The organism is Streptosporangium sp. NPDC003464, from assembly GCF_053588315.1.
Window position 1 is genome coordinate 1 of the sequence record NZ_JBSFPS010000094.1, and the last position, 14424, is coordinate 14424.

The 14424-nt window shown below is 70.5% G+C and carries 14 protein-coding genes; 10 read left to right on the forward strand and 4 right to left on the reverse strand.

Annotated features, from left to right (window positions below; all coding sequences use genetic code 11):
- The coding region (locus tag ACWDS7_RS21480; protein ID WP_451930695.1) for a dihydrofolate reductase family protein at nt 1-482 on the forward strand (482 nt) is incomplete at its 5' end.
- Nucleotides 483-643: 161 nt separating this feature from the next.
- Here the strand turns inward: ACWDS7_RS21480 and ACWDS7_RS21485 are convergent.
- A complete protein-coding gene (locus ACWDS7_RS21485) occupies nt 644-2260 on the reverse strand; it encodes an ADP-ribosyltransferase domain-containing protein (protein WP_451930696.1) in 1617 nt (538 codons plus the stop codon).
- Nucleotides 2261-2650: 390 nt separating this feature from the next.
- On the opposite strand from ACWDS7_RS21485, the gene ACWDS7_RS21490 reads away from it, so the two are divergent.
- From ACWDS7_RS21490 to ACWDS7_RS21500, 3 genes are all read left to right on the forward strand, one after another.
- Complete coding sequence (locus ACWDS7_RS21490; protein WP_451930697.1) at nt 2651-3349, forward strand: macro domain-containing protein; 699 nt, start codon at nt 2651-2653, stop codon at nt 3347-3349.
- 498 nt (nt 3350-3847) lie between these two features.
- A complete protein-coding gene (fusA, locus tag ACWDS7_RS21495) occupies nt 3848-5953 on the forward strand; it encodes an elongation factor G (RefSeq protein ID WP_451930698.1) in 2106 nt (701 codons plus the stop codon).
- A gap of 345 nt (nt 5954-6298) precedes the next feature.
- Complete coding sequence (locus ACWDS7_RS21500) at nt 6299-7030, forward strand: lytic polysaccharide monooxygenase (protein WP_451930699.1); 732 nt, start codon at nt 6299-6301, stop codon at nt 7028-7030.
- Between the two features lie 248 nt (nt 7031-7278).
- Here ACWDS7_RS21500 and ACWDS7_RS21505 read toward each other — a convergent pair whose 3' ends face one another.
- Both ACWDS7_RS21505 and ACWDS7_RS21510 read right to left on the reverse strand, forming a co-directional pair.
- The gene (locus ACWDS7_RS21505; protein WP_451930700.1) at nt 7279-8106 is read right to left on the reverse strand and encodes an alpha/beta fold hydrolase; all 828 of its coding nucleotides are present in this window, start codon (nt 8104-8106) and stop codon (nt 7279-7281) included.
- 284 nt (nt 8107-8390) lie between these two features.
- Nucleotides 8391-8993 carry a TetR/AcrR family transcriptional regulator gene (locus ACWDS7_RS21510; RefSeq protein WP_451930701.1) on the reverse strand — a complete coding sequence of 201 codons (603 nt, stop codon included), beginning with the start codon at nt 8991-8993 and terminating at the stop codon, nt 8391-8393.
- 107 nt (nt 8994-9100) lie between these two features.
- On the opposite strand from ACWDS7_RS21510, the gene ACWDS7_RS21515 reads away from it, so the two are divergent.
- The 3 genes from ACWDS7_RS21515 to ACWDS7_RS21525 all read left to right on the forward strand — a co-directional run bounded on the left by ACWDS7_RS21515 (nt 9101) and on the right by ACWDS7_RS21525 (nt 10909).
- The gene (locus ACWDS7_RS21515; RefSeq protein ID WP_451930702.1) at nt 9101-9262 is read left to right on the forward strand and encodes a hypothetical protein; all 162 of its coding nucleotides are present in this window, start codon (nt 9101-9103) and stop codon (nt 9260-9262) included.
- A 139-nt stretch (nt 9263-9401) separates the two neighbouring features.
- Nucleotides 9402-10073: an MOSC domain-containing protein gene (locus ACWDS7_RS21520; RefSeq protein WP_451930703.1), complete on the forward strand. Its 672-nt coding sequence runs from the start codon at nt 9402-9404 to the stop codon at nt 10071-10073.
- Between the two features lie 227 nt (nt 10074-10300).
- Nucleotides 10301-10909 (forward strand): NAD(P)-dependent oxidoreductase, encoded by a 609-nt coding sequence (locus ACWDS7_RS21525; RefSeq protein WP_451930704.1) that lies wholly within the window; start codon nt 10301-10303, stop codon nt 10907-10909.
- Nucleotides 10910-11019: 110 nt separating this feature from the next.
- Here the strand turns inward: ACWDS7_RS21525 and ACWDS7_RS21530 are convergent, their stop codons facing one another.
- Nucleotides 11020-11448: a MarR family winged helix-turn-helix transcriptional regulator gene (locus ACWDS7_RS21530; protein WP_451930705.1), complete on the reverse strand. Its 429-nt coding sequence runs from the start codon at nt 11446-11448 to the stop codon at nt 11020-11022.
- Between the two features lie 68 nt (nt 11449-11516).
- On the opposite strand from ACWDS7_RS21530, the gene ACWDS7_RS21535 reads away from it, so the two are divergent.
- The 3 genes from ACWDS7_RS21535 to ACWDS7_RS21545 all read left to right on the forward strand — a co-directional run bounded on the left by ACWDS7_RS21535 (nt 11517) and on the right by ACWDS7_RS21545 (nt 14402).
- On the forward strand, nt 11517-11969 hold the full coding sequence (locus tag ACWDS7_RS21535) for a MarR family winged helix-turn-helix transcriptional regulator (RefSeq protein WP_451930706.1): 453 nt from the start codon (nt 11517-11519) through the stop codon (nt 11967-11969).
- A gap of 197 nt (nt 11970-12166) precedes the next feature.
- A complete protein-coding gene (locus ACWDS7_RS21540) occupies nt 12167-12463 on the forward strand; it encodes a hypothetical protein (protein ID WP_306862088.1) in 297 nt (98 codons plus the stop codon).
- Nucleotides 12464-12791: 328 nt separating this feature from the next.
- Nucleotides 12792-14402: an ABC-F family ATP-binding cassette domain-containing protein gene (locus ACWDS7_RS21545; RefSeq protein ID WP_306875465.1), complete on the forward strand. Its 1611-nt coding sequence runs from the start codon at nt 12792-12794 to the stop codon at nt 14400-14402.
- Nucleotides 14403-14424 lie beyond the last annotated feature (22 nt).

Consider the following 14424-nt stretch of genomic DNA (forward strand, 5'->3'; position numbering starts at 1 on the left):
GGCACTTCCCGTACTTCAACGACGAGATGGGCGCGGCGATCGGGGCGGGCGTGCAGAACGCGGCGGCGTTCCTGATGGGCCGCAAGCTGTACGAGGAGTGGTCGGCGTACTGGCCGACGGCGGACGCGGACGAGGACTTCGCCAAGTTCATCAACAACGCCCGCAAGTACGTCGTGTCGGACACCCTGGAGAAGGCGGACTGGAACAACACCACCATCGTCTCCGGTGACGTCGCGGCCAAGCTGCGCGAGCTCAAGGAGCAGACAGACGGCGACATCCAGATGTCCGGCTCGGCGACGACCGTGCGCCGGCTTCTGGCCGACGGGCTGCTCGACGAGCTGAACCTGCTCCTCCACCCGATCGCCGTCGGCCGTGGCCGGCGGCTGTTCGAGGACACCCCGACCCACCCGCTGAAGCTGGTCAAGTCCGAGACGTTCCAGACCGGCGTGCTCAACCTGACCTACGTTCCGGCCGCCGGCTGACCGACCGCCGGCTGACCGATGCCCGCGGGGCGCCGCCATGGTCGGAGCCCGTGAAACGCGCCGCCATGGGCGGAGTCCGGAAAACGCGCCGCCGTGGTCGGAGTCGGTGAATCACGGCGGCGCGCCGCGAGTGGCGCGCCGCTGTGACGCACTTCCGCCGCTCACGCCACCAGGTGCTGCTCGGCCAGCTCGGTCAGTCTCACGGTGTAGAGGCCGCCGCGCTCGACCTTCACGTCGGTCACCTTGAGCTGCGTGCCGGGGGCGAGGATGAACTCCTCCTCACCGGTGAACGCGGAGAAGCTGCGGATGCCGACGGCCCGCATGGGGAGCACCTCGAAGAGCGTCCGCTTGCCGCGGCGGCCGAGGAAAGCCTGGGCCACGCTGAGCTCCGACGTACACGAGGACACGCCCCACCACGTCACGGTGCGGCCGAGAGGGTACTGCGCTCGCAGGTCCAGCGACACCCCGCGCCACAGCGACTCCTTGCGGGCCGGCAGACGCGACACGGCCGAGAACAAGAGCCGCAGGTATGGGAGGTACGGGACGATCCGGGTGCGGTCCGGGTCGCGCAGGGTGGCGTTGATCTGCCGGTAGAACGCCGACTCGCACGTGTAGAGGTAGAGGGCCGCGATCTCGTCGGCGGACAGGCCGCCGGCCGCGTCGCCCGGCTGCTTCTCGCCGAACCGGTACGACTGCTCCATGTGCCGGTCGAGACCCGACAGCAGCTTGGCCACCGGGGCGACGGCCTCGCGGAAGTCCATGAGCGGGGTGTCGAACACGCCGGTGATCGCCGGAAGCTCCAGCCCCTCGTCCTTGACGCCGGCGAGCCGTTCGAGGTAGAGCTTGTGCAGCTCCATCGTGGAGGCGATGAACGCCCCCATGCGGTCGGCCGTGTCCGCGTCCGTCCCGCCGGTCCGCGCCGCGAGCTCGTTCCACCCCTTGCTGGGCAGCCAGTCGATCTCGTCGGCCCCGAGCTCCCTGAGCGCCGTGTTCACGGCGTCGAAGTGGTCCCCGTCGCAGAAGATGTCGCCCTGTGCCGCGGGGTTGGAGTGGTCGATGTGCCGGACCTCCACCTCGGGATACTTCTTCTGGAGCCGGAGTACGACCTCTTTCAGGCTGCGGGCGTGGACTCCCCACCACGCGAACACCACGCCCCGGTCCTGCTCGTCGGCGTTCTGCTTGGCCCTCAGGATCTCCTCGACGAGCTTCTCGACGACCGGTCGCCAGAACGCGGTGTGCCGGTCGGTGGCCATCGCCCCGTCGCCGCTGGCGGTCAGTGCCGCGTTCAGGAGTAGTACGCCCTGCGTGAGCATCGCCTGGAACCACTCCGGCGGCTGCACGGTGTCGTGTTCCCTCAGGAGCGCGCGGATGTCGGCGATCGGCGTCTTCTTGGGGATGCCGTGCTTCCACATCGCCGCCGCCTTGATGATGCAGCGGATGGTGATGACCTTGCCGAACTGGCTGTCCTTCCAGTCGTGGAAGGCGTTGTCGAACATGGCGATGCCGGTGGCGCTCTCAGCCCGCGGATACGGGTTCTGGCCGAAGACGACGACCTTCCACTTGTGCGGAGGGTTGGGCTTGAGCGCCTGGAAGGTCAGTTCTCGGACGGGCACGACCTGCGGGCTGCGGTCCAGGCCGATGAACGTGGCCGCGGCCGGCTGCGCCTCGATGACCGGCTTCAGGAGCGGCAGCCACGGCTCGCCGCCGCCCTTGAAGAGTTCGGCGAGGGCCAGCGGGTCATTCGGGCCGGGCGGGGTGGGGGCGTTGTCGTCTCTCATCGTGGGCTTCCGGATCGGCGGGCCGTACCGGTGACGGCACGGGTGATTGAGGTGGGGGAATTGTGCCGTGTGAAGATCCCGAATGCGATCTCGGAGGAGATGTCCTCGGAGAAGATGCCGGAGAACCCGAGAGCCCATCCGCTGGAGTGGGTGGGCTCTCCGGTCGTGAGCGCCGGTCCGCCGCAGGGCCTGGTCCGCGGAGGGTTCGTTCCCGGACCACCCGGAGTCGGCGCGCCCGCGAGCGTGGAGATCGTTCCCGGACCACCCGGAGTCGGCGTGCCCGCGAGCGTGGAGATCGTTCCCGGATCTCCGACCAAGATCCGGTTTGTCGGTGTGGCGCGCTATCTTCGTGGATGCCGGAAACACCCCTCCCCGCGCCCGGAGTGAGCCATGACCGTAAAGCACGTGAAGCCACTGCTCAAGGTGGTGCTGGTCGACGTCAACGCGGAGGTGGTGCAGTCGTGGCGGCCGGCGTTCGCCGACACCCCTGAGGTCGAGATCTCCAAGGGGTCGATCCTCGACCAGCACGTCGATGCCTGGGTCAGCCCGACCAACTCCCGCGGGCGGATGGACGGCGGGGTCGACGCGGTCATCAAGCGGTATCTCGGGGCGGGGATCCAGCTGCGCGTCCAGCGGGCGATCCGCGATCAGTTCGGAGGGTCGCTGCCGGTGGGAAGCGCCGTGTGCGTACCGTCCGGGGCGATCAACCCGAAGTTCCTGATCTCGACGCCGACGATGGTGCAGTCGGTGCAGAACGTGAGCGAGACGCTGAACGTCGCCCTGGCGTGCGCCGCCGCGTTCCAGGCCATCCACATGCAGAACGAGAAGGAGCCGGGCAGCATCGAGTCGGTGGCGCTGGTCGGCATGGGCGTGGCGACGGGCGGGGTGCCGCCGCGGGTGTGCGCCAACTTGATGTGGACCGGCTACACCCTGTTCAACGACTACTCCTTCCGGGACTACGACGACCTGCGGAAGACGGTCCGCGAGCAACTCGACGACCTTGAGAGCCGTCCTGAGGAGCGGGTGCGGATCGAGCCGCCCGCCGACGTGCCGTTCCGCGACGGTCACCGGCCCGGCGGATCCCGCTGACGCCGTCGCCAGGTGCCGGCCCGCGCCCGCGGGTGCTCAGGGAGCGCGGCTCGGGACGGAGCGGGCCCCGCCCGATCCGGAACGGCCGGACCCGTGGTCGACCATGCGTCGCCGCTGATCAGAAAACCGGTTTCCCGCCCATATTGGTTTCAGTACATTCATCATGAAACGCGCTGCCGCGACGCCGCGGCGCGCACCTTGACGAGTGAGGGGAGTGGGCTGTGCGCTACCGCACCGCTGTGGTCATTCCCCAGTCACGGTACGAGGTGATTCTGGTGTCTTCGTTGGTCCCCGGTACCGGCTGCGCGGCCGGCACCGGACGTCCGTGACGGACGCCTGATTTCAGCTGCCCGATGTCGGACCAACCGGCCGGGTGTTTCTCGACGGGGTCGTCCCGCAGCATGGATCTCTGCGTGGCCTGACCCAAAGTCGTTCCGTCCGGAAATTGCGCTGTCCTGTTCCGATCGTCCCAAGGGCTGAGAGCTAAGGGCTGAGGGCATGCGTGGCAACCCGCACCGTCATATCACCGACCCGCTGACCGGCATCCGCAATCTGGGCATCCTCGCCCACGTCGACGCCGGCAAGACCACCATCACCGAACGGATCCTCTACGTCACCGGCACCACGCACAAACGTGGCGAAGTGCATGAGGGGACGACCGTCACCGACTTCGACTCCCAGGAGCGCGATCGTGGGATTACCATCTTCGCCGCAGCGGTGAGCTGCGTCTGGGACGGCCACCGGATCAACCTCATCGACACCCCGGGCCACGTCGACTTCTCCGACGAGGTGGAACGCTCGCTGCGGGTGCTCGACGGCGCGATCGCGGTGTTCGACGGCGTCGCGGGGGTCGAACCGCAGAGCGAGTCGGTGTGGCGGCAGGCCGACCGGTACGGAGTGCCGCGGATCGCCTTCGTCAACAAGCTGGACCGCGCCGGTGCCGACCTCGACACGGCGGTCGAGTCGATCCGCGAACGGTTGCGGGTGACCCCTCTGGTGACGCAACTGCCGATCGGGCGGGAGGACGGGTTCACCGGGGTGGTGGATCTGCTGCGGATGCGGTCGCTGATCTGGGCCGACGGCGGCGAGACGGGCAGGGACGGGCCGGTGCCGGACGCCCTGCGGGAGGAGGCGCACCGTCGCCGGCGGCTCCTTGAGGAGGTGGTGGCCGGACTGCACCCGGTGGCGTTGGAGGAGTTCTGCGCGGAGTCGGCGGTCTCCACCCGGACTCTTGCCGCCGCGCTGCGCGATCTGACCCGTACCGGCGAGGGCGTGGTGGTGGTGTGCGGATCGGCCTACCGCAACCGCGGGATCGAACCGCTGCTGGAGGCCGTCGTGGCCTACCTGCCCTCGCCGCTGGAGGTGCCGGCGGTACGCGGCGTCCAGGACGGCACGGTGCGGGAGCGGGCCGCCGACCCGGCGGCGCCGTTCGCCTCGCTGGTCTTCAAGGTGAATTCGACCGCCGCCGGACGGCTGACCTACCTGCGCGTGTATTCGGGGACGGTCGAGAAGGGAGACACGGTGCTGGACGCCGGCGCGCGGCGCACCGAGCGGATCGGCCGGATCCTGCGGGTGCAGGCGGACCGGCACATGGAGGTGGACCGGGCGGTGGCCGGGGACATCGTCGCGGTGGTCGGGCTGAAGGCGGCCCGCGCCGGGGCGACCCTGTGCGCGCCCGCGGAGCCGTTGGTCCTCGAACCGCCGGTCGTGGCCGATCCGGTGGTCTCCGTGGCGGTCGAGGCCCGCAGGAGCACCGATACCGACCGGCTGGCGTCGGCGTTGGCGCGGCTGGTCGAGGAGGATCCTTCGCTGGCGGTCCGGACCGACCCCGAGACCGGCCAGACGGTGCTGTCGGGGATGGGCGAGCTGCATCTGGAGGTCGCGGTGGAGAAGGTCCGTCGCGACCGCGGGCTGGAGGTCAGCGTCGGCCGGCCACAGGTGGCCTACCGGGAGACGGTCGGGCGCGGGGTGTCCGGGCTGCTGTACCGGCACGTCAAGCAGGACGGCGGCGCCGGCCAGTTCGCCCACGTCGTCCTCGACGTGGAGCCGCTGGAGGCCGTCCCGGACGCCGTCCGTGCCGACGGCGGTGCGGTGGACTTCGTGTTCCGTTCGACCGTCGTCGGTGGGCGGGTGCCGGGGGAGTACGTCCGGGCGGTGGAAGCCGGTTGCCGGGACGCTCTGGCCGCGGGCCCCCTCGGCGGTCACCCGGTGACCGGCCTGCGGGTCACGCTGACCGACGGAGCCACCCATTCCAAGGACTCCTCGGAGATGGCGTTCCGGACGGCCGGCCGGCTCGCGCTGCGGGAGGCACTGCGCGCCAGCGTGATGCTGCTGCTGGAGCCGATGGCCGAGGTCACGGTCACCGTGCCCGACGACGCCGTCGGTGGGGTGCTGGGCGACCTGGCGGCACGTCGCGGCCGGGTCTCCGGCTCGACCACGCGGGCGGGCACGGTGGTGGTCACCGCGACCGTGCCGCTGGCCGAGCTGTTCGGCTACGCGACCCGGCTGCGCAGCCGGACCCAGGGCCGGGGAACCTTCACCACTCGGGCCGCCGGTCACGCCCCGGTGCCGGGCGCCGCGTCCAACGCGACGCCGCCCCGGTAGAACCCGGCGACGGCCCCGCCCACACGTGGGCGGGGCCGCTCCAGCCGGGGACGCCCAGCCGGGGCCGCTCCAGCCCGGGCCGCTCCGGACAGGGCTGCTCCGGACAGGGCTGCTTCCGGACAGGGGTGCTTCCGGACAGGGGTGCTTTCGGACGGGGACACCCAGCCGGGCCGCTCCCGGACAGGGCCGCTCCCGGACGGGGCCGAGCCGGGACCGCTCCGGACGGGGCCGTGCCGCAGCCTCTCCGCGGCCTGTGACTGGGCACGATCGGAGTCCGACGGACATTTACTGTTAGTAAAGTTTCCTTTATATTTGGGTCTCATCCCCCAGCGAAGGAAACACGACATGCGCAAATTGATCAGAGTCTTAGCGGCGGCGGTCATCGCGGTCGCGTCCGTGGTGTTCGTCGCCTCGCCCGCACTGGCGCACGGCTACATCACCTCCCCTCCCAGCCGGCAGGCACTCTGCGCCCAGGGGAAGGTCGCCAACTGCGGCCAGATCATCTGGGAGCCGGCCAGCGTCGAGGGCCCCAAGGGGCAGCGGAACTGCAGCGGCGGCGATGCCCGCTGGGCCCCGCTCGACGACGACAGCAAGGCGTGGCCGGTCACCAACGTCGGTGACTCGGTCACCTTCAACTGGCGGATCGAGGCCCGCCACGCCACCAGCACGTGGGAGTACTTCGTCGGCGGCACCCGCGTCGCGGTGTTCGACGACCGGGGCAAGGTGCCGGGCTCCACGGTCTCGCACGTGGTCAACCTGGGAGGCCGGACCGGCCGCCTCAAGGTGCTCGCCATCTGGAACATCGCCGACACCGCGATGGCCTTCTACAACTGCGTCGATGTCAAGGTAGGCAGCGGCCCCGACCCGACGCCGACCCCGACGCCCACCCCCACGCCGACCCCGACCCCCACTGTCTCGCCCACCCAGGGACCTGCCGGCCCCTGGGCCGCCGGAACCCTCTACGCGGCCGGTGACCAGGCGGTCTACAACGGCGCCACCTACCGGTGCCTCCAGCAGCACACCGCGCTGCCCGGCTGGGAGCCGCCCTACGTCCCGGCCCTCTGGCAGCGTCAGTGAGCCGGTGACGCCCGACGGCGATCGACGCCCGCGCTCCTTTCCCGAGGGTCCTGAGGTTTCCTGAGGGTCCTGAGGTTTCCCGAGGGTCCTGAGGGGCTTTCCAAGGAGCCTTCCGAGGGAGCGCGGGTCTCCGGCCGGTCCGGATCGGCGTCTGAACGTCCTGCGGAACTCCAGGATGCCGTTTCACGCCTTCCGCGATCCCAGGAGTAAGGCGGCGCCCCTTGTGCAGGGCCCGGCGGACGGGCCTGTCAGCCCTTGATGAAGGCCAGCAGGTCGCTGTTGAACCGGTCCTTGAAGGGGTTGATGTTGGCCAGGCCGTGCGGGGCGCCGGGGTAGACCTTCAGGGTCGCGTCCGCGACGATCTCGGCTGACTTCATGGCCGAGTCGTTGATGGGCACGATCTGGTCGGCGTCCCCGTGCACGATCAGGGTCGGCACGTCGAACCGCTTGAGGTCCTGGGTGAAGTCGCTCTCGGAGAATGCCTTGATGCAGTCGTAGGCGGCCTTCAGGGAGACCTGCATGCTCCACAGCCAGAACGCCTCGCGCACACCCTCCGACACGTCGGAATCGGGCCGGTCGGCGCCGTAGAAGGGGACGCTGAGGTCTTTCCAGTACTGCGCGCGGTCTTTCTCCACCGCGGCCCGGATGTCGTCGAAGACCTCGATGGGGGTCCCCTCGGGATTGGCGTCGGTCTTCAGCATCAGCGGCGGGACCGCGCCGAGCAGGACGGCCTTGGCCACCCGGGAGGTGCCGTGGCGGCCGATGTAGCGGGCGACCTCGCCGCCGCCGGTGGAGTGGCCGACCAGGACCACGTCCCGCAGGTCCAGCTTCTCGATCACCTCGGCGAGATCGTCGGCGTAGGTGTCCATGTCGTTGCCGTGCCACGTCGCGCTGGAGCGGCCGTGCCCGCGCCGGTCGTGGGCCACGGCGCGATAGCCGTTCTCGGCGACGGAGCGGAGCTGGTCCTCCCATGCGTCGGAGTTGAGCGGCCAGCCGTGGCTGAAGACCACCGGCTGACCGGAGCCCCCGTCCTTGTAGAAGATGCCGGTGCCGTCTTCGGTGGTGATGTGCCCCATCGCAGGTCCCCCTCGTGGAAACGGCCTCCCCCTGAAGGCCACAACGACAGTTCCCTGGCCCAATCAGGGCCACTCCGGACAATTCCCACCTTTTGTCCTTCCTTGGTGAGAGCCTGCTCCTGCCCGAAGGCGGTCCTCGGCCACGGCCCGTGACGCGGTGCCGGCCCTCGGCCACGGCCCGCGCTGCGATGCCGGCCGTCGTGGCTCGGCCCTCCACCGGCTTCACCGGCGCGGCGAGCACCTCGCCCGGCGCGACCCCGACGGGGCGCGTCTCGACGGGGCCGTCAGGGGCGGTCCCCGGAGCCCTGCGGAGGGTCCGGGGGCAGGAGCCGCTCCACCGCGTCGGTGATCAGGTCGTGGAGCTGCTGCCCGGGGAAGACGTCGGGCAGGGTGAGCCGCTCCACGATCAGCCAGTTCAGGGTCATGTAGAGGAGCACCACCGTGGTGTCGTCACCGGGCAGGCCGGACTCCCGGTGGTAGGCGATGTTGGCCTCGACGTCGGCGCGGATCTGGCTGGTGAGCACGGCGCGCAGCTCGGGGCGGCGGGTGGCCTCCAGGCGCAGTTCCAGCAGGGCCAGGTAGCCCGAGCGGAAGTCGGTGATCCGGCCCACCAGCTCGTGCATCAGCCGCGTGACCCGGTCGCGGTCACGCGGCCCCTCCAGGGCCCGGGCGAGGGTGGTCGCGTCGGGCTGCAGCCGTTCGTAGAAGCGGGCGCCCGCCTGGGTGAGCAGGTCGTCGCGGTTGGCGAAGTAGTTCGACGCGGTGCCGTTCGGCACCGCCGCCTCGACGTCGACGGCGCGGAAGGTCAGGCCGCGCGCCCCCTCGCGTGCCAGGACTTCGATGGCCGCGTCGACGAGTGCCGCCCGCCGTGCCGGATTCTGCCGCATCGGATCTCCCAATAATCTTGCTTGACACCACTCTGGATGTAGTACTACGTTCAAACCACTCCGAACAGAGTACTACGCCTAGAGCGACAATGAGAAAGAGAGACCGGATGCGAGTCGAGTTCACCGTCCTGCCCGCCGTACCCCGCTGGACCGGTGCGTCCATGCAGCAGATCCCCCGGTCCCGGCCGGTCCGCCCGCGCCAGGCTCCCATGCCGCCGAGGTCGGTGCCGCGGCCCAGGCCGCTGCCCAAGCCCGGGACGCAGAGGTGACCCCGGGGGCACGCAGGTGAGCCCCGAGGTGCGCGGATGGGTGCCGGGCCGGCGACGGCGGGTTGGTCGCCGTCCTGGTCCGGCCCCGGTGCGGTAATTCCTACACAGGAGACCGCTTTACCCCTTATAGGGTGAAAACATGTCACGGCTTCTCTCGGTGAACCTCGCTCATCCGCACTCCGCCGACTACACCAGCGCCGATCTCACCGGGATCGACAAGCGCCCCGCCGACGGGCCGGTCGCCGTGGCAGCCCCCGGCCCGATGGGTACGGCGGGCAGCGGTGTCGCGGGGGACACGATCGGCGATCTCCGCGACCACGGCGGCGATCACCAGGCGGTGTACGCCTACGCGCGTGAGGATCTCGACACCTGGGAGAAGGAGCTGGGGCGTGAGCTGTCCAACGGGGTCTTCGGTGAGAACCTCACCACCTCCGGCCTCGACGTCAACGGCGCCCTGGTCGGCGAGCGGTGGCGGATCGGAGCGGACCTGATCCTCGAAGTCACCTCGGCCCGCATCCCGTGCCGCACGTTCGCGGGCTGGCTGGACCGGAAGGGGTGGGTCCGGCGGTTCACCGAGGCCGCCCTGCCCGGCGCCTATCTCCGCGTCATCGCGCCCGGCGAGATCCAGGCGGGCGACGTCGTCGAGGTCGTCTCCCGGCCGGACCACGCGGTGACGGTCGAGTTCCTCTTCCGCGCCCTGACGACCGAGGCCGGACTGCTGCCGCGGCTGCTCGACGCCGGCGACGCGCTCAACCCCTACTTCACGGAGAAGATCCACCGGCGGCTGGCGGGACGGTCCCGGAACGCGTGACCCGCGCCGTCACGGCGGCGCGGCGGTCCCCGCCCGGGCGGAAAAGGCGCGCGGGCGGAAAGGCGCACGGGCGGAATCCGGGCGGAAGAGGCGCGCGGGCTTTCCTGAAGGATGTGCCCGGCGCGGAGTTGCATCTGGTCGACACCGGGCATCCCGCACTTGAAGAGAAGCCGCCGCAGACCACCCCCCGTCGCCGACTTCCTCGACCGTGGTGGAAAGGGCAGCAGATGAAGATCGCAATTGTCGGGGCCAGTGGTCACATCGGCTCGGCCGTCCTCCGGGAGGCCCGCGACCGTGGCCACGAGGTCACGCCCGTCGCCAGGGACGCCTCCTCGCTGGGGAACGGGGTCGACGCCGACGTGCTCGACCGCGGCTCGATCGCGGGGGTGCTGACCGGGCACGACGCGGTGGTGCTGGCGGTGAAGGGGCCTGAGACCGTGCCCGCGGCGGTCCGGACCCTGATCGACGTGCTGCCCAGGATCGGGGTGAGGCGGCTGCTGGTCGTGGGCGGCGGCGGCAGCCTGGAGCAGGCCCCGGGGCGGCGGTTCGTCGACAGCCCGAACTTCCCGAAGGAGTATCTGGCCGAGGCCCGCGCCCAGGGCGAGGCCCTCGAACTGCTCCGCGCCCAGGGCGGCGCGCTGGACTGGTCCTACGCCAGCCCGCCCCCGGTCCACCTCGTCGACGGCGAGCGCACCGGTGCCTACCGGGTCAAGGCCGGTGACGCTCCGATCAGCGGCGCCGACACCCGGATCACGGTCCCGGACTTCGCCGCCGCCCTTCTCGACACCCTGGAGGAGGGCTCCTTCGTCCGGGAGCGCTTCACCGCCGGCTACTAGCGCGTCCGGGAGCGCTCCGCCGCCAGCTGCTCCCATGCCGGCGGGCGCCGAGCCCCTGCGGGGCACCGAGCTCCTGTGGGGCGCCAGGTTTCCAGGCCGCCGTCACACCGTCACCGGCCGCCGAGATTGGCGGTCATCCGGCTCAGGACGTCGACGGTCGCCCGGTATTCCTCGGCGCTGACGCCCTCGGTGACGCGGACGCGGGCGGCGGTCACCTTGTCGTGCAGGTCGGCGTGGGCGCGGGTGCCCGCCTGGGTGAGGGCGAGCGGCCCGCCCTCGGTGAGCCAGCCGCGCTCGCGCAGCTCCTCCGCGACCGGGAGCAGCGAGGGCTGCGCGGCGCTGAGGAAGGGGCCGAGAGCGGCGTCGAGCTCGGCCGAGGTGCGGGGTTCCGCGGCGATGACGTTCATCACCTGCCAGTGACGGCGGGTCAGCCCCTCCCCGCCGAGCAGGTCGTCAAGGGAGCGCTCGATGGCGAGGTGAAGCTGCTTGATCCAATAGCCCAGGGGGCGCTGCTGGCTGGTGATCTCGGAGACTTCCATGGTGCCGTCCTCAGGATTGATGCATGTATTTTGACAATAACATGTATTCATACATATATAGTGGCCGTATGGAGGACTCCCAGGCGGTCGCGGCCGTCGAACGGGCGATGGTGGCGATCCGGCGCAGCCAGAGCCGCCGCGCGATCCAGCGCCTGGCGGGCGGCGGCCATCCGGATCCCGCGCTGTTCGCGGTGATCGACGCGGTGGAGGAGGGGCCGGAGGCGGCCACGGTGAGCTCCGTCGCCGACCGCATGGGCGTCGATCAGCCCCGTGCCAGCCGCCTGGTCGCCAGGGCCGTCGACGCCGGGCTGCTACGGCGGGTGGCCGACCCCGCGGACGGCCGGCGCAGCACCCTGGAGCTCACCGACCTGGGCGTCGAGCAGGCCGCCCAGGTCCACCGGTTCCGGCGAGAGGTCTTCGGCACGGCGATGCGTGACTGGCCGGAGCATGACCAGCGGGAGTTCGCCCGCCTGCTCGGGGATTTCGTGGAGGCGCTGGGACGGCGTCACCGGGGCGGCTGAGACGCGTCGCCGGGGCCCGGACGCCCCGGCGCGGTCACCGGGACGCCCGCGTGGAGACTCTCGCCGGAGAACCGGAGAAAGCGCCGGCCGCCCGCCGAGTCATGCAAAGCCGGGCGCGTTTTGACCCGGGCCTGCTTGTCCGCACCCGCTCCCGGAGATGGAGTCGTTCAGTAGTGGGCGCGGACAGGGAGGACATCATGAGCTTCATACAGGTCATCGAATTCGACACCGCCGACGAGCAGGAGGTCCAGCGCCTGATGGACGAGTGGCGGGACTCCACCGGAGGCGGGAGAACGGTCACGCACACGACCCTCACCCGCGATCGCGCCCGCCCCGGTCACTACGTCGCCATCGTCCGGTTCCCGTCCTACGAGGAGGCGATGCGCAACAGCGAGCTGCCGCAGACCGGCAAACTGGCCGACCGGATGCGGGAGCTGTGCGACGGGCCGCCGCGCTACATGGACCTCGACGTGATCCGGGACGAGGACCTCTGACGGCCGCGCGGCCGGGCGGGCCCACCCCGATCTCCCCGGGCGGGCCCACCCCGATCCCCGCCGCCGGCCGCTGCCGTGCCGGCGGCAACGAGGTGTCGTGCGAGCCGCGCCGGCGGAAGGCCGTCAGGAACGTCCCGGCGCCGTTCGACCCGGCCGTCTCGATGGTCAACGGCCCCTTCGGAACTCGGTCGGTCACCCTGTTGTCTTCCGAATGACGTCTCCAGGTTCTCAGCGGTGGACGTCTCCGGGTTCTCGGCGGTGGAAAAGGTGGTGTCCGGCCGGAATGGTGACAGGTACCCTGCGCGAGGAACTAGGGAAGGGAATCGCCGTGGGGCACGTAGAGGTCGGCCATCTGACGTATGTACTGCCGGATGGGCGGCCGTTGCTGAACGATGTGTCCTTCCGGATCGGCGACGGGGTCAAGGCCGCGCTCGTCGGGCCCAACGGGGCGGGCAAGACGACGTTGATGCGGCTGATCGCCGGGGACCTGCAGCCGGTCGAGGGGAGCGTGGCCAGCTCCGGCGGGCTGGGGATCATGCGCCAGTTCATCGGCGGCATCCGCGACGGGCGGACGGTGCACGAGCTGCTGCTCAGCGTCGCCCCGCAGCGCGTGCGGCAGGCCGCCGAGCGGCTCGACGCCGCCGAGCTCGTGATGATGGAGCGCGAGGACGAGAAGGCGCAGATGCGCTACGCGCAGGCCATCACCGACTACACCGACGCCGGCGGCTACGACATCGAGGTGCTCTGGGACACCTGCACGATGGCCGCGCTCGGCATGCCGTACGACGACTGCAAATACCGCGGGGTCAACACGTTGTCGGGCGGTGAGCAGAAGCGGCTGGTGCTGGAGGCGCTGCTGCGGGGACCCGACCAGACGCTGCTGCTGGACGAGCCGGACAACTACCTGGACGTGCCGGGCAAGCTCTGGCTGGAGCAGGCCCTGCGCGAGACGCCCAAGACGGTGGTGCTGGTCAGCCACGACCGGCAGCTGCTGGCCAACGCGGCCGACCGGATCGTCACCGTCGAGTCCGGCAACATCTGGATCCACGGCGGGGGGTTCGGCACCTACGCCCAGGCCCGCAAGGACCGCAACGAGCGCCTTGAGGAGCTGAAGAAGCGCTGGGACGAGGAGCACGCCAAGATCAAGCGGCTGGTCCTCATGCTCAAGCAGAAGGCCAAATACATGGACACCATGGCCGCCGCCTACCACTCGGCCCAGACCCGGCTGCGCCGGTTCGAGGAGGCCGGGCCGCCGGAGGCGGCGCCCAAGGAGCAGTTCATCAACATGAGGCTCAAGGGCGGCCGGACCGCCAAGCGGGCGGTGATCTGCGAGAGCCTGGAGCTGACCGGCCTCATGAAGCCGTTCGACCTGGAGATCTGGTACGGCGAGCGGATCGCGGTGCTGGGCTCCAACGGCTCCGGGAAGTCCCATTTCCTGCGCCTGATCGCCGGTGAGGACGTCCGGCACACCGGCGTGGCCAGGCTCGGCTCCCGGGTCGTCCCCGGCCACTTCGCGCAGACCCACGCCCGCCCCGAGCTCGTCGGCCGGACGCCCTGCGAGATCGTCATGACCGAGCACGCCCGGCTGAAGAACGAGGCGATGAAGGCGCTGTCCCGCTACGAGCTGGCCGGGACCATCGCCGAGCAGCGGTTCGAGACGCTGTCCGGCGGGCAGCAGGCGCGGCTGCAGATCCTGCTTCTGGAGCTGTCCGGCACCACGTTGCTGCTGCTGGACGAGCCGACCGACAACCTCGACCTGGCCAGCGCCGAAGCGCTGCAGGAGGGGCTGAACGCCTTCGACGGCACCGTGGTGGCGGTCACCCACGACCGCTGGTTCGCCGACGACTTCGACCGCTATCTCGTCTTTGGATCGGATGGGAAGGTATACGAATCACCTGAACCGATCTGGGATGAGACCAGGGTGGTCCGGCAGCGTTAAAGAGTCCGCCCGGGCTGGGCGT

What these genes read in the sequence shown, in the direction of transcription:
- ACWDS7_RS21490 (WP_451930697.1), top strand. Translation starts at nt 2,651, where the DNA reads ATGACCGTAAAGCACGTGAAGCCACTGCTCAAGGTGGTGCTGGTCGAC.
- ACWDS7_RS21520 (WP_451930703.1), top strand. Translation starts at nt 9,402, where the DNA reads ATGTCACGGCTTCTCTCGGTGAACCTCGCTCATCCGCACTCCGCCGAC.
- ACWDS7_RS21535 (WP_451930706.1), top strand. Translation starts at nt 11,517, where the DNA reads ATGGAGGACTCCCAGGCGGTCGCGGCCGTCGAACGGGCGATGGTGGCG.
- ACWDS7_RS21525 (WP_451930704.1), top strand. Translation starts at nt 10,301, where the DNA reads ATGAAGATCGCAATTGTCGGGGCCAGTGGTCACATCGGCTCGGCCGTC.
- ACWDS7_RS21505 (WP_451930700.1), bottom strand. Translation starts at nt 8,106, where the DNA reads ATGGGGCACATCACCACCGAAGACGGCACCGGCATCTTCTACAAGGAC.
- ACWDS7_RS21515 (WP_451930702.1), top strand. Translation starts at nt 9,101, where the DNA reads ATGCGAGTCGAGTTCACCGTCCTGCCCGCCGTACCCCGCTGGACCGGT.
- ACWDS7_RS21485 (WP_451930696.1), bottom strand. Translation starts at nt 2,260, where the DNA reads ATGAGAGACGACAACGCCCCCACCCCGCCCGGCCCGAATGACCCGCTG.
- fusA (WP_451930698.1), top strand. Translation starts at nt 3,848, where the DNA reads ATGCGTGGCAACCCGCACCGTCATATCACCGACCCGCTGACCGGCATC.
- ACWDS7_RS21500 (WP_451930699.1), top strand. Translation starts at nt 6,299, where the DNA reads ATGCGCAAATTGATCAGAGTCTTAGCGGCGGCGGTCATCGCGGTCGCG.
- ACWDS7_RS21530 (WP_451930705.1), bottom strand. Translation starts at nt 11,448, where the DNA reads ATGGAAGTCTCCGAGATCACCAGCCAGCAGCGCCCCCTGGGCTATTGG.
- ACWDS7_RS21540 (WP_306862088.1), top strand. Translation starts at nt 12,167, where the DNA reads ATGAGCTTCATACAGGTCATCGAATTCGACACCGCCGACGAGCAGGAG.
- ACWDS7_RS21510 (WP_451930701.1), bottom strand. Translation starts at nt 8,993, where the DNA reads ATGCGGCAGAATCCGGCACGGCGGGCGGCACTCGTCGACGCGGCCATC.